Raw genomic sequence first — 13,986 nt, forward strand, 5'->3', positions numbered from 1 at the left:
CGTGCGTGGCGTCAGCGCGCCACGGACGCCTCGGACGCCTCGGTGTCGACGGACTCGCTGTCGGAGTCCGACTCACGGTCGAGTTCGCCCAGCAGCTGTCCCCCGATGCGCTGCTCGACCCCGAGGTTGCGCGCCTCCGCGCCGGCCTGGAGCGTGCGCAGCGCAGAGTTGAACCGCTGCATGGAGGTGGGGTGGTCGGGGCCGAGGAGGTACTCCTTCAGCTCCTGACGGGCACCCGCCAGCAGGTCGAACTCGGGGGACGTCACGGCGTCCAGGAGTTCGTTGAGCTCCTCCGCACTGTTGGAGAGGATCACGGCGGCCCGGGCGGCGGTGTTCTGCCGCTTGAACTCGTCGATGCCCAGCGCGGCGGAGTCGGTGACGGCGTACGGCTTGCCGCTCGCCATGAAGTCCGAGACCACGCTGGAGATGTCGGAGACCATCGCGTCGGCCTCGTTGAAGCAGTCGTACAGCTTCGGCTCGGAGCCGGTGACGACGCGGTGCTCCCACCAGCCGAAGGAGCGCCAGTAGGCGTCGTTCCACTCGGTGCGCAGCCGCTTGATCGCTTCGAGGCGTACCGGGTCGGCGAGCGAGACCCTGGACACCTCCGACTCGTCCCCGCCGGCCCGGCCGGGCTTGGCGAGGCTGTTCAACTCGGCGGCGACGCGGGTCAGATCGGCCTGGGCCGCGGCATGCTCCGACGTGGCGGCGGCGCCCTGTGCCGTCCAGCGGGGGTCGGTGGCGCGCTCGACGGCGGCGGCCCGCACCATCGCGGTGATCCGCTCGTGGACGGCCCTGGCCTTCTTGTTGCGGATGCCGGTGAAGGGGTGCGGCTTGTAGACGACGCGTACCGGCTTCTCGGCCTCCAGCAGGCGGCGGACGATGTTCTCGCCGGCGAGCAGCAGGGAGGTGTTGCCGGGGTTGTCGTCCCAGCCCTCCCAGGTCGGGGCGTACAGAACGGTCGGGATGGGGTTCCTGGCCGCGCCGGTCCAGCTCTGGATGGGGGCCAGCTGCGGGCGCCCGACCTCGACGATGTCCTCGTCACGCACACCGACGTCGGCCAGCGCGTAGCGGTCGCGGCCCGCGCGGCCGGCCGTCCAGACCTCGTCGTACACCTTGCTGAACGGGTTGACGCTGGCCAGCTTGTCGCTGTCGCCGTGTCCGATGAAGACGTGCTTCATGGTGGGGACGCGCAGCAGGTGGATGTTCTTGCCGACGTTGGCCGGGTAGAGCGCGACGCGGACCGTGGAGAGGTCCAGGTTCATCAGGTGCGTGCCGCCGGGGACGCAGATGACCGGGACGGCGGTCACATTGAGCTTGGAGACCAGGCTGCGCTCGCGCATGAGGATGAGCGGCCGGCCGTCGACCTGCTCCATCGTGTCGAGCCACATGTTGATCTGGTACGCGGACTCGTCCGAGCCGGAGAAGTACAGGACGACCGTGGGGCGGTACTCCAGCAGCCAGGCACTCACCGCCTTGAGCACGGCGGCGGCGCCCGGGACCCGGCGGTGACGGCGCAGATAGGGCGCGAGCGCCGCGGTGTAGAGCACACCGAGGAGGAGGGTCGCGGCGACGCCCGCGTAGCCGATGGCGTCCTTGCCGGACACGGCCGCGATCAGCACACCGGCCATGGCGGGGATGTCGAGGTGGAGCATCTTCTCGCCGGAGCGGCGCAGGAGCGCCTTCGGCGGGGCGTCCGGGATGCGTACGGTGCCGAGGTCCACGTTGCGCGTGACGACCGGCATGGTGCGGCGCAGGCGGATCAGGGTCGCGAGCGCTCCGTGCGGCGCCTGGAGGCCGTAGAAGATGAGGAAGCCGGCGATGGCGGTGTAGAAGAGCGGGGTCTCCGCGAGGCCCTCACGGGCGAGCAGCAGGACCAGCAGCAACTGGCGCAGCAGGAAGCGGATCGGCAGACCGACCCGGACCTTGCTGAGGCGGTTGACCAGGTAGCTGCCCTTCTGGTGCAGATACCAGTCCGCCGCGTAGGTCACGGCACCCGCAATCGCGAAGAGCCAGATGCTCGGGACGAGGGCCGCGAGCATGACGCACGGATAGCCCAGTCCCATCAGAGCTGCCGCGGCCAGCTCTGACCTGCTGCCCACGCGTGCCAGACGAATGGCTTTCGAAATCACGAAGAACCTGCTCCAAGGGGTGCCGGTTGATCCTTTTTGCGGGAATTGTGAAGTCACAGCTTCACGAAGTCGAGCTTCCGCATTTCGCGTCGCGGCGGATCACGAAAGCCCGATAAATGCTTTAACGATGGATTATTACATATCTCCCTCGCGGTCCAGGACCGCCGCGAGCGCCTGCTCGAAGCCCGAGGCCTCGCTCGCCTCGCGGGTCGGATCCTGCTGCCGCACGTCGATCACATGGCCGGTCAGCTCGGAGAGCAGAACGTCCAGGGAGGTCCTCGCCACCGCTTCGGAGGAGAGGAGAGAGCCGTCGGGTTCCACGCCGAAGGCCTTGGTGCGCATCGGAGTCGCGGTGCGCTCGGGGTTGACGCAATTCACCCGGATTCCGTCGTTGGCCCACTCGTCCGAGAGCGCCTGGGTGAGATTCACCATGGCGGCCTTCGTGGATGAGTAAAGGCTGTACTCGGCGCGACCGCGTGTATAGCTGGAGGAGGTGTAGAGCAGCAGCTGCCCCTTCGTCTCCGCCAGGTACTTGTAAGAAGCACGGGCAATCTGCACGGGCGCCAGGTAATTGACGTTCAGCGCTTCGCGGATGGTGGTGTTGTCCGTCTCCGCGAGCTTGCCGATACGCAGCACACCCGCGGTGTTGATGACGTAGTCGATACGGCCGCTCTCGGAGTAGGCCTTCGACAATGCGTCGTCGACGTGCTCCGGGTTCTCGACATGGGTGCCGGTCGTGGAGCGGCCCAGCGCATAGACACGGGCGCCGTACTTCTTCGCCAGTTCGGCGATGTCCGCGCCGATGCCGTACGAACCACCGAAGACCACCAGCGTGCGGCCGGCGAGGAGTTCGCGGTACGCGGCCTCGTCGGCCTGGCGGGGCGCGGCCGTCGAGGCCAGCTGGAACAGCTTGTCGGCGATGAAGACGTCGACCGGCTGCGTCACCTTCATGTTGTACTCGTCGCCCGCGACGACATGGATCGGGACGTCGGGGAGATAGCGCAGGACCACCGAACAGTCGTCGGTGGCCTGGAAGTTGGGGTCGCCCGCCGCGACCTCGTACGCCCTGCGGATCGTCGAGAGCTTGAAGGCCTGCGGCGTCTGGCCGCGGCGCAGCCGTGAGCGGTCCGGCACGTCCGTGATGAACTCGCCGTCCTCGCCGTGGGTGCGGGTGACGATGATGGTGTCCGCGGAGGGGATGGCGACATCGACGGCCTGAAAGCGGTCGAGCGCGTCCACACAGTCCTGGATCACTCGCTGTGACAGAAGCGGACGGACAGCGTCATGGAAGAGGACGTTGCGGTCCTCGCCCTCGGCAAGTCCCTCGCTGAGCGCGGCGATGGCGCGCTCGGTCGTCTCGTTGCGGGTCGAGCCGCCCTCGATGACCTTGGCCACCTTGGTCAGCCCGGCCTTGGCGATGATCTTCTCGACATCGGGCACGAAACCCGGTGCCATCAGGACGATCACGTCGTCGATGGAGTCGGCCTGCTCGAAGATCGTGAGTGTGTGCTCGATGACAGCCTTGCCTGCGATCTTCAGCAGTTGCTTCGGGATCGACAGACCCACACGCTGGCCGGTGCCACCGGCGAGCACAACGGCTGTGGTGCGGGGTTTGGCTACGTGCGGCACAGACACAGGGACGACCTACCTTGAGGTGAGTGGGGGACGGGGCCGATCGTCGCACTCTCCGTGACCGTCCCGCAAGGCGGACGACCGGCACCCCACACCTCGGCGAAACGCGATGTTCACCGCGTGGCCAGGGAAATGACCCACGCTTGCCCCGCACAAGGGGTGACTGACACCACAAATGTCGCGATGTGCGCTTCGCTACCCGATCGGTTTGTCCACAACATTCAGGACGAGGTCGTTGGCGGCGCTGTAGAAGACCTTGACGATGACCTTTTCCCGCGGCCCGACACCGAGTTTGCGAGCCATCGACCGCAATGCCGTCAGAGATCTCTTCTTCGGCACTTCGATGCCGGGATAGGGGAAGAGAGATCCCTTTTCCACGACATCGTCGAGAATGCGGGCCAGCCGCACCGGCTCGGCGCCGGGCGAATACCGCAGCCACAGATCCCACACATCGTGCGCGTCGGCCTGACCCGTCACCGGCTCCACGACCGGCACGGTGACCCGGAAGCCGTCCGTACCCTCGCGGACGGCGTCGAAGGACAGCTCGAGCGCGTTCTTTCCACGACGGCGCATGAGCAGGGCCGGATCGCCGTCCGGTACGCCCTCCCCCAGCACGCGGCCGTCGATCGTGAACGTCCGCCCGGAGACCCGGATGCCGGCGACCTCCGCGTGGACCGGCCGGGACCAGGAGCGCAGCGACAGCGATCCGTGCCTGACATAGGGGACGAGCTGGCGCACGGCCTCTCCGGGCGTCACGCGATCAGCGGCGCGCATGGCCCCGCGCTGGTCGACGGCGCGCGCCGAGAGCGCCACGCGCTCACCGTCCTCCCGCTCCGCATGGCAGGTCCACACGCCTTCCGCGAACTCCTCGTGCGCGGGGACGGTCGCCCGGCCCTCCTTGTCGAAGGGGTGGACACGGTCGGCCACCGCCGCGTCCGGGTGGCTGCACACCAGCCGCAGCGCGCCGCCGCCGCCGAGGGACGGACCGCCGTAGCCGTGTGCGTTTCGTGGAAGGAGCGTGACGACCAGACCGCCGTCATCGGCCACGACACAGTCGGCGACCGGGGCGAACTCTCCCCCGTCGGCCGTCTCCTGCGCCGCGCCATGGGCGGGGCCGCGCGAGGCGGTCGTCGCGCCGAGTTCGGCGAACAGCTCCTCGTACTGCTTGGCGACCGGGCCGGGATCGAAGCGCCGGGCGTTGCGGCGGGCCGCCGCGCCCATCCGCCGGCGCAGGTCCTCGTCGTCGATGAGACGCAGAAGGGCGGCCGCAACGGCGTCGGCGTCACCGACCGGAACGAGCAACCCGTCGACCCCGTCGGCGATGATCTCCCGCGGGCCGTAGTCGCAGTCGGTGCTCACCACCGGCAGTCCGCAGCGCATGGCCTCCACGAGCGTCATGCCGAAGGACTCGTGACGGGAGGTGGAAACGGCGATCGCGCCCTTCGCCCACTCCGGCTCGATGGGTGAGCGCGGGCCCATGAGGTGGACGCTGTTGTAGAGGCCGAGTTCGTCGATGCGGCGGCGCAGCCGGTCCTTCTCCTTGCCCCATCCGCAGATGCGCAGCGTCCAGTCCGGACGGACCGCCGCGACCTTCCCGAACGCCTCGATCAGGACGTGGTACTGCTTCTCCGAGGCCAGCCGCCCCGCCGCGACGACCGTAGTCCCCGAGGTGTCGGACGGCTCGACGACCGGTTCGGGCACGCTGTTGGGAATGGCCAGCACCCGGGTGTCCGGCAGCGGCATCTGTTCCCGGTAGGAGGCGGCGTCGCCCTCGGAGACCGTCACAAAGGCGTCGAGCCGGGTGAGGTAGGGGTACATCTCGGCGCGCAGCGCGGGCTTGTGATGGTTGTGCGACATGTGCTCCTGGCCGATGAGCACGGCGCGCTCCGGCCCGAACTGCGCGATGTAGGCGGTCAGTCCGGGCCGGGTGGAGATGATCACGTCCGCGTCGGAGGCGGCGTAGTGCTCCCGCACCCGCTCGTCGGTGAGCCGGCTGTACTCCTTCTGGCGCGCGTCGGTGCCGGGATACAGCTCGGCGGGCTGAAGGTGGAGCGGATGCTTGAGCTCGCTGGTGGGCGACGCCGGGCGGGTGTCCACCAGCGGTACGACGTCGACCCGCGGATCGATGGCGAAGAGCGGTGCGTCGCGGTGCCGGAACACCGAGACGATCTCGATCTCGTGCCGGTCGGCGAGTTCCTCTGCCAGATTCAGGGTCGTGCGGATGGTTCCGCCGATCCCGTAAATCGTATGGATGAGGAAGGAAATCTTCACCGTCGCTCCGTTCGGTCTGCTGGGGCTCTTCACCCCACCCCCGCGTAGAAGACGGTCACTGTGGGCGGGAGGTTGTTTCGCACCATGCACCGAAAATGATCCGGTTCATCGGAGCCATCCACCTCCCGCCACACCGTCGCGGGGCACAGAAAGAACGACCGGCCGGCAGGCCTGGAACGGGTGAACCCGTCGGCCTGGACCGGTGAGCCCGTCGGCCTAGAACGGGTGGAACTCGTCGTACTCCCGCTGCGGGTCGTCCCGCTCGACGTCCCGGTCCTTACGGCGCTGGGCCGCGGGCCGGGGCGTGTCGAGCCGGTGGTCCTCACCGCGGCGGCCGAGCATCTCGGCGCCCGCCATCACGGTGGGCTCCCAGTCGAAGACCACGGCGTTGTCCTCGGGGCCGATGGCGACGCCGTCGCCCGCGCGGGCACCGGCCTTCATCAACTGCTCCTCGACACCGAGGCGGTGGAGCCGGTCGGCGAGGTAGCCGACGGCCTCGTCGTTGCTGAAGTCGGTCTGGCGGACCCAGCGCTCCGGCTTCTCGCCGCGCACCCGGAACAGACTCTCCTCCTCGCGGACGACCGTGAATCCCGAGTCGTCGACGGCCTTCGGGCGGATGACGATGCGGGTCGCCTCCTCGATCGGCTTGGCCGCGCGCGCCTCGGCGACGATCTCGGCGAGAGCGAAGGAGAGCTCCTTCAGACCGGTCCGCGCGACGGCCGACGCTTCGAGGACGCGGTAGCCGCGGGCCTCCAGATCCGGGCGGATCATGTCGGCGAGGTCCTGGCCGTCGGGGATGTCGATCTTGTTGAGGACGACGATCCGCGGACGGTCGTCGAGGCCCCCGTACTGCCGCAGCTCGTCCTCGATCACATCGAGGTCGGAGACCGGGTCGCGGTCGGACTCCAGCGTCGCGGTGTCCAGCACGTGCACCAGCACGGAGCAGCGCTCCACATGGCGCAGGAACTCCAGGCCGAGGCCCTTGCCCTGGCTGGCTCCGGGGATCAGGCCGGGCACATCCGCGATGGTGTACACGGTCGATCCGGCGGTGACGACACCGAGGTTCGGGACGAGGGTGGTGAAGGGGTAGTCCGCGATCTTCGGCTTGGCGGCGCTGAGCACCGAGATCAGCGAGGACTTGCCGGCGCTCGGGTAGCCGACGAGCGCCACGTCGGCGACGGTCTTGAGCTCCATGACAACGTCACGGGCCTCACCGGGCTCGCCGAGCAGCGCGAAGCCGGGGGCCTTGCGGCGGGCGGAGGCGAGCGCCGCGTTGCCGAGGCCGCCGCGGCCGCCCTGGCCCGCGACGAAGGTGGTGCCCTGTCCGACCAGGTCGGCGAGGATGTTGCCGTCCTTGTCGAGGATGACGGTGCCGTCCGGTACGGGCAGGACCAGGTCCTGGCCCTCCTTGCCGGAACGGTTGTCACCGGCGCCGGGCTGGCCGTTGGTGGCCTTGCGGTGCGGACTGTGGTGGTAGTCGAGCAGCGTGGTCACCGACTGGTCGACGACCAGGATGACGTCACCGCCACGGCCGCCGTTGCCGCCGTCGGGTCCGCCGAGCGGCTTGAACTTCTCCCGGTGAACGGAGGCGCAGCCGTGGCCTCCGTTACCCGCGGCGACATGCAGTTCGACGCGGTCCACGAAGGTGGTCATGGGTGTGCCTCCAGATACGGAAATGTCAGAGAGTACTGAAATGTCTTACGCATAACGCAGCAGAGGCGGACCCGCTTCCCGTGGGGGAAGTGAGGTCCGCCTCCGCAGAAACCGCTCTACAGCAGCCGAATTAGACGGCGACCGGAACGATGTTCACGACCTTGCGGCCACGGTGGGTGCCGAACTGCACCGCACCGGCGTCCAGCGCGAACAGCGTGTCGTCGCTGCCGCGGCCGACGCCCGTGCCCGGGTGGAAGTGGGTGCCGCGCTGGCGGACCAGGATCTCACCGGCGTTGACGACCTGACCGCCGAAGCGCTTCACGCCGAGCCGCTGAGCATTGGAGTCGCGCCCGTTCCGAGTGGACGATGCGCCCTTCTTGTGTGCCATCTCTCCTCAGTCCCTTACTTCGCAGCCGCGGGGATGCCGGTGACCTTGATCGCCGTGTACTGCTGACGGTGACCCTGGCGACGGCGGTAGCCGGTCTTGTTCTTGTAGCGAAGGATGTCGATCTTCGCGCCCTTGTGGTGGTCCACGACCTCGGCCGTGACCTTGATACCGGCCAGCACCCACGGGTCGCTGGTGACAGCGTCGCCGTCGACAACGAGCAGGGTCGAGAGCTCGACCGTGTCGCCAACCTTGGCAGTGGGAATCTTGTCAACCTCAACGATGTCGTCGACAGCAACCTTGTGCTGGCGACCACCGCTGCGCACGATGGCGTACACGCGGATCTCTCTCTCACTCGGAACGGCCCCCTGATGCCAGCCGCTCACACAGGCCGGGGCCTGCGACGATCCGGAAGGACGAGCGGCCTCTCCCAGGCGGCGAACGCCGTGGGGAGGAAGTTGCTCAGGGGTAGGTGCGTACGGAAACACACCGAGGGACAAGGTTACGGGCCGCGCTCCAGAGGGTCAAACCGGGTCCGGGCCGCCCGCTCCGGCCTCTTACCGGGCCTCCCCGCGGCCCCGTCCTCCTGCCGGATGTCCCCCGATCCCGTCTCCGGTGGATCTGGTGGATGTCCGCCACTGCCTGTTCAATGTTCGCTCGTGCCCCTGCGCTCCCTCATATCCATGCCTCGCATGCTCCGCCACGGCTCGTCCGTGGGCGCCGATCTGCCGCCCGACGAGGCCGTGACCGTCGGTTCCGTGACCGACCCCGCACTGCGGGCGGCGCTGGCCGCGGCCGCCGCCGGTGACGCCGGGCCCGCCCGTGACCTGCTGGCGGAGACGCGGCTCGGCGCTCAGTGGGAGCGGCGCAGCGGATGCGTGAGCGCGCTGGCCGAGTGCGCGCTGCACAATCCGGGCTGGCTGGAGGGCTGGCTCGCGGCGGCGCCCGAGGACCCCGACGCGACGCTGGTGAAGGCCGATCTCTGCATCCAGCAGGCCTGGGAGATACGGACCGGTCACCGCGCCAGCCATGTCTCCGAGGACCAGTTCCGGGCCTTCTTCACCCTGCTCGAGGACGCCCTGCCGGTCATCGCCGCCGCCACCGAGCTCGGTCCCACGGACCCCGTGCCGTGGCAGGTCGCGCTCACCCACGCACGCGGCATCCAGGCGCCGCGCGAGGTGTTCGACGCGTACTGGGCCGAGGCCGTCGCCCGCTCCCCGCACCACTACGGCTGCCATGCCACCGCCCTGCAGTACCTGTGCGCCAAGTGGTACGGCTCGCACGCGGAGATGTTCGCCTTCGCCGAGCGGGCCGCCGACACCGCCCTACCCGGCTCGAAGCTGAACGCGCTGCCGCTGCTCGCCGCGGTCGAGTACGAGGTCGTCTCCGACGACTCCACCCAGGGCGGCCCGATCCCCGAGGCCCGGGTGGCCGCAGCGATCGCGCGGGCCCAGGAGCTCTCCGCCTGGTACGAGCCGGGCGACCCGGACGCGGCCGGTTTCCGCAACCATCTGGCGCTGATGCTGATCCTCGGCGAGCGCTGGGCCGAGGCGCTGGACACCTTCAGAGCCATTGGGGTGCACGCACGGGAGTTCCCGTGGGCGTACGTCGGCGACAGCCGCAAGGAGTTCCTCGAGTTCCGTCTCGGCGTACGCATGCAGGTCGCGTCCCGGACGCCGTTCTTCAGCAAGCCCCCGCAGAGCGCGCCGACCACCTCGGCGGCGCTCCCGGTGCCCGCGCCGCGCTCGCTGGCGATCGCCGCGGCCCCGCCGCACCAGGTCGCCGAGGCCGCGCTGATGTGCGGCGTCTCGCTGCGCATCGCCCCCGCGCCCGCCGGAGCGAGCTATGTCGAACTCGTCCCCGACCCCTCCCCCGGCCGGCGCGCGGCGCTCGCCGGCGGCGAGGAGCTGCTGACGGCGGCGGCCGACAACTTCACCACCGCGGAGAAGTGGCCCGCGCTGGTGCTGCGCCGCACCGCGGACCGCTACAGCTTCACCCTGTTCCACAAGGGCAAGGTGCGCGCCACGCATCTGTGGGACCCCGCGGCCCCGGTCGTGGACCACGCGCAGGCCGCCGCGACCGCCCAGGCCGTCGCGGGCGTCTTCCCGGTCACCGACCTGCGCCCGCTGATCACGCTGCTGCGCGGCGGAAACGATCCTGCCCGGCGTCAGGCGGAGCTGGTGGCCGTATTGGGACTGCCGCCCGTCCCGGACGGCTTCGGCGAGCGCGACGAGATCCTGGGGGACCTGCCGGAGGCCCGACTCCTCGCCAGACGTGGGGTGTTGAAGGGCATCCGCGACACCATGTCGACGGATCTCGGCACCCCCTCGCTGCACGTCCCGCGTCCCCGGCGCTGGTGGACGCTGCGCATCGTGGCCCTGGTGATCCTCGTCCCCGCTGCGGTCTACGGCTGGCTCTCCCCGGACATCGGCTGGTACCGCACGCTCGTCCCCACGGCGGCCTCCCTCTTCTACGCGGTCCAGCTCAGGAAGGCCTGGGCCCGCAGACGCTGAATCGTGCGGCTGGTCGTATGCTCGCCGGGCGAAGCCGCGCACCGGAAGGCAGAGAAGTGAACTACAGGGTCCAGCCCACCGCCCAGGTCGACGAGAGTGCCGAGATCGGCGACGGAAGCAGCGTCTGGGAGCTCGCCCAGATCCGCGAGGGAGCCAGGCTCGGCAAGGGCTGTGTCGTCGGGCGCGGCGCCTACGTCGGCACCGGTGTGCAGATCGGCGACAACGTCAAGCTCCAGAACTACGCCCTCGTGTACGAGCCCGCCGAGCTCGGCGACGGCGTGTTCGTCGGCCCCGCCGTGGTGCTGACCAACGACCACAACCCGCGTTCCGTGGACCCCGAGGGCAACCAGAAGCGCGGCGGTGACTGGGAGGCCGTGGGCGTCAAGGTCGCCGAGGGCGCCTCGCTCGGTGCGCGGTCCGTGTGTGTCGCACCGGTGCGGATCGGCCGCTGGGCCATGGTCGCCGCGGGCGCCGTGGTCACCAAGGACGTGCCGGACTTCGCGCTGGTCGTCGGTGTCCCCGCCCGGCACATCGGCTGGGTCGGCAAGAACGGTGTCCGTCTGGTGGAGCGCGAGGGCGAGTCCGGCGTCTGGGAGTGCCCGCAGGGCGGGGCCCGGTACGTGGAGAAGGACGGCGTGCTCGAGGAGCAGGCCGTCTGAGTCTGTGCCGGCAAAGGCAGCGGGCCCGGGCTTCCGAGGGGAAGCGCGGGCCCGCTGTCGTTTCCGGAGCCGGCCAGACGCGGGCCCGCTGTCGTTGTGGAAGGCCTAGGCGCGGGACCAGGCCGCGAGCGCCAGGCCCGACTCGTCCTTCTGCCGGGTGACCCGCAGCGTTCCGTCCGTACCGAACGCCGCCATCACCACACGCCCCCTGGCGTCGATCGCCAGCGCGGGCGCGCCGACGCACGGCTCGCCCGTGAGCGTCCAGGTGACTCCGCTGCCCTCGTCCTCCGTGGGGTACGCGGCGAGCGCCGGACGCCCGGTGGCCTCGTCACGGTGGGCCAGGATCGTGCAGTCGTGGCCGTCGACCGGGGTGCGCAGCAGGGCGATCGGCCCGGTGCCCGTGCCGGTGCCGACGGTGGCGGGCTCCGCCATCGACGGGCGCCAGGCGCGCACCGTGCGGTCCTCGCTGGTGTGCCAGAAGTGGGTGAGCCGGTCGCCGCCGGTGCGCTCGGCCGTCAACGAATCGGGCTCGGCACCCGACAGGATGTCGTCGGCGCGCTCGAACTTGACGCCCTTGGTCTCCTGCTTCCAGCGCATGACACGCTCGGCCGTCGGCAGGGCGAACTCCATCAGCCCTTCGGGCGTGATGGAGACGGAGACCGCTCCGAGGCCCTCACTGCCCTTGTAGTCGGCCCACTTGTTCCACTTGCCGGACGGCACCTGGCTGCGTCCGCAGACACCGCCGCCCACATTGCGCACGAAGACGTGCAGCGAGCCGTCGGCATCGACGACCGCGGACGGCAGTCCGATCCGTGCGGCCAGGTCGGCGTCGCTGCCGTACGGCGTGCCGAGCGGCGCCCACTCGCGCACCGCGAGACCCGACTGGTACTGGAGGGCGTAGACCACGTCGGTGCCGGTCCGGCCGTCCGGGAGCGGCCTGCGCCGCAGACCGACCAGATGGACATAGCCGTCGGCGCCCTGGGCGACGGCGAGGTAGGGCAGCACACCCGTGGCGGGAATCACGTCGGGGCCGGACCACTCCGGTCCGCCGGGAGCCGTCTCGGTCCACCGCAGCACACCGTCGGTGGTGGGGGCGTACGCCGTGAGCCGGCCGTCCTTGCCCCGTACGAGCCAGCCCGTGGTGGGGGCGAGAGAGGTGTCCACGGTGGGGGTGTGGTTCGGTTTGGGGCGTGGTGCTTCCTCCGACCGACGCACAGATTTCCGTCCGGACCTGACCGCCATGGCACACCGTCGACTTTCCCGTGACCGCCCCGCGAAACTTGCGCGACGATAGTACGACAGCGGGACGTGGCCGGATCCGGCCCCGGTACCCCTGTGGGGTGGCCGGATCCGCCCCCATCGGCCCACTGTGCGGGCCTCGTTCACCCAATCGTTATCCAGGCGCTCGCTGCCGGGGTATCGCCGCCTGACCACGGGCGGGAGAGCCGCCGCGCACGGTGCGCCGCCCGGCCGCGGGCCTGTCCACCTCGGCGGTTGCCTACCATTGCGCCTGTGACACCCCCCGCCAATGACCTGACCCAGAAGAAGAGTGTTCAGTGAAAGTCATCAGCATCGTCGGTGCCCGTCCCCAACTGGTGAAGCTCGCGCCCATCGCGGCCGCGTTCGCGGGAACCGAGCACGAGCACGTCATCGTGCACACCGGGCAGCACTACGACGCCGACCTCTCCGACGTCTTCTTCGAGGGCCTCGGCATCCCCGACCCCGATGTCCACCTCGGTGTGGGGTCCGGCAGCCACGGCGTCCAGACGGGTTCGGTGCTCACCGCCCTCGACCCCGTCCTCGAGCGCGAGCAGCCGGACTGGGTCCTCGTCTACGGCGACACCAACTCCACCATCGCCGGTGCGCTCTCCGCCGTGAAGATGCACCTTCCGGTCGCACACCTGGAAGCCGGTCTGCGCTCCTTCAACCGGCGTATGCCGGAGGAGCACAACCGCGTCCTGACCGACCACTGCGCCGACGTCCTGCTGGCCCCGACCGAGGAGGCCATGCGCCACCTCGCCGACGAGGGCCTCAAAGACCGCGCCGTGCTGGCGGGCGACGTCATGGTCGACATCTGCCTGCGCATCCGTGACGCGGTGCTGGCCGGCGAGCACGCCGCGCCGCAGCTGCCCGAGGGCATCGACCCCTCGCAGCCGTTCCTGCTGGCGACGCTGCACCGGCCGGACAACACCGACGACCCCGAGCGCCTCGCCGCGATCATCGGCGCGCTGGCCGCGCTGCCGGTCCCGGTCGCGCTGCTCGCGCACCCGCGTCTGGTCGCCCGCGCCGCCGAGCACGGCATCAAGCTCGACCAGGGCTCGGTCCACGTCGGCCGTCCGCTCCCCTACGCCGGGCTGGTCGCCGCGGTGCTGGCCTCCTCCGGTGTGGTCACCGACTCGGGCGGCCTCCAGAAGGAAGCGTTCCTGCTGGAGCGCATCACCACCACGATCCGTCCGGAGACGGAATGGGTGGAAACCGTCGACACCGGTTGGAACGTCTTGGTACCCGACCCGCACGAGCTGTCCGCCGGCGAATGGGCCGCCACCGTCACCCGCGCCGTACCCACGGGTGACCCCGGCACCCCGTACGGTGACGGACGAGCCGCGCAGAACGTTGTCCGGATCATGGAAGAGTGGAAGGGGGGAAGCCGGCACGCGTGACGGACCTGGAGGGCCTCGGAGCAGGCCCGAGTCCGTATACGTCACCGTGCTAGCGTCACCGCTTATGTCAGCGTCTCCCAGGTC

10 protein-coding genes are annotated in these 13,986 nt (G+C 70.0%); 3 read left to right on the forward strand and 7 right to left on the reverse strand.

Annotation, left to right across the window (positions count from 1 at the left end; translation table 11 throughout):
- Positions 1–11: 11 nt before the first annotated feature.
- The 6 genes from ACQPWZ_RS12230 to rplU form a co-directional block, all read right to left on the reverse strand.
- Positions 12–2,129, reverse strand: coding sequence for a hypothetical protein (locus ACQPWZ_RS12230; RefSeq protein WP_340473075.1), 2,118 nt, complete (start codon positions 2,127–2,129; stop codon positions 12–14).
- A 135-nt stretch (positions 2,130–2,264) separates the two neighbouring features.
- On the reverse strand, positions 2,265–3,764 hold the full coding sequence (locus tag ACQPWZ_RS12235; RefSeq protein ID WP_340473076.1) for a bifunctional cytidylyltransferase/SDR family oxidoreductase: 1,500 nt from the start codon (positions 3,762–3,764) through the stop codon (positions 2,265–2,267).
- A gap of 192 nt (positions 3,765–3,956) precedes the next feature.
- The gene (locus ACQPWZ_RS12240) at positions 3,957–6,032 is read right to left on the reverse strand and encodes a glycosyltransferase family 4 protein (RefSeq protein WP_433571329.1); all 2,076 of its coding nucleotides are present in this window, start codon (positions 6,030–6,032) and stop codon (positions 3,957–3,959) included.
- 216 nt (positions 6,033–6,248) lie between these two features.
- Positions 6,249–7,685: a GTPase ObgE gene (gene obgE / locus ACQPWZ_RS12245; RefSeq protein ID WP_340473078.1), complete on the reverse strand. Its 1,437-nt coding sequence runs from the start codon at positions 7,683–7,685 to the stop codon at positions 6,249–6,251.
- A 130-nt stretch (positions 7,686–7,815) separates the two neighbouring features.
- Positions 7,816–8,073, reverse strand: a complete 258-nt coding sequence (gene rpmA / locus ACQPWZ_RS12250) for a 50S ribosomal protein L27 (RefSeq protein WP_313946349.1) — start codon at positions 8,071–8,073, stop codon at positions 7,816–7,818.
- Between the two features lie 14 nt (positions 8,074–8,087).
- Positions 8,088–8,408 carry a 50S ribosomal protein L21 gene (rplU, locus tag ACQPWZ_RS12255; protein ID WP_108148675.1) on the reverse strand — a complete coding sequence of 107 codons (321 nt, stop codon included), beginning with the start codon at positions 8,406–8,408 and terminating at the stop codon, positions 8,088–8,090.
- Positions 8,409–8,753: 345 nt separating this feature from the next.
- On the opposite strand from rplU, the gene ACQPWZ_RS12260 reads away from it, so the two are divergent.
- Together ACQPWZ_RS12260 and ACQPWZ_RS12265 are read left to right on the forward strand one after the other, a co-directional pair.
- Positions 8,754–10,583 carry a hypothetical protein gene (locus ACQPWZ_RS12260; RefSeq protein WP_433571330.1) on the forward strand — a complete coding sequence of 610 codons (1,830 nt, stop codon included), beginning with the start codon at positions 8,754–8,756 and terminating at the stop codon, positions 10,581–10,583.
- Positions 10,584–10,639: 56 nt separating this feature from the next.
- Entirely contained in the window at positions 10,640–11,242 is a 603-nt protein-coding gene (locus ACQPWZ_RS12265; protein ID WP_340473080.1) for an acyltransferase, read from the forward strand.
- Positions 11,243–11,347: 105 nt separating this feature from the next.
- On the opposite strand, the gene ACQPWZ_RS12270 is transcribed toward ACQPWZ_RS12265, so the two are convergent.
- Entirely contained in the window at positions 11,348–12,406 is a 1,059-nt protein-coding gene (locus tag ACQPWZ_RS12270) for a hypothetical protein (protein ID WP_356701759.1), read from the reverse strand.
- Positions 12,407–12,798: 392 nt separating this feature from the next.
- On the opposite strand from ACQPWZ_RS12270, the gene wecB reads away from it, so the two are divergent.
- The gene (gene wecB, locus ACQPWZ_RS12275) at positions 12,799–13,902 is read left to right on the forward strand and encodes a non-hydrolyzing UDP-N-acetylglucosamine 2-epimerase (protein WP_340473083.1); all 1,104 of its coding nucleotides are present in this window, start codon (positions 12,799–12,801) and stop codon (positions 13,900–13,902) included.
- The last annotated feature ends 84 nt before the right edge of the window (positions 13,903–13,986 follow it).

This window comes from Streptomyces sp. CA-251247 (assembly GCF_050952975.1).
GTDB classification, from domain to species: Bacteria; Actinomycetota; Actinomycetes; order Streptomycetales; family Streptomycetaceae; genus Streptomyces; species Streptomyces achmelvichensis.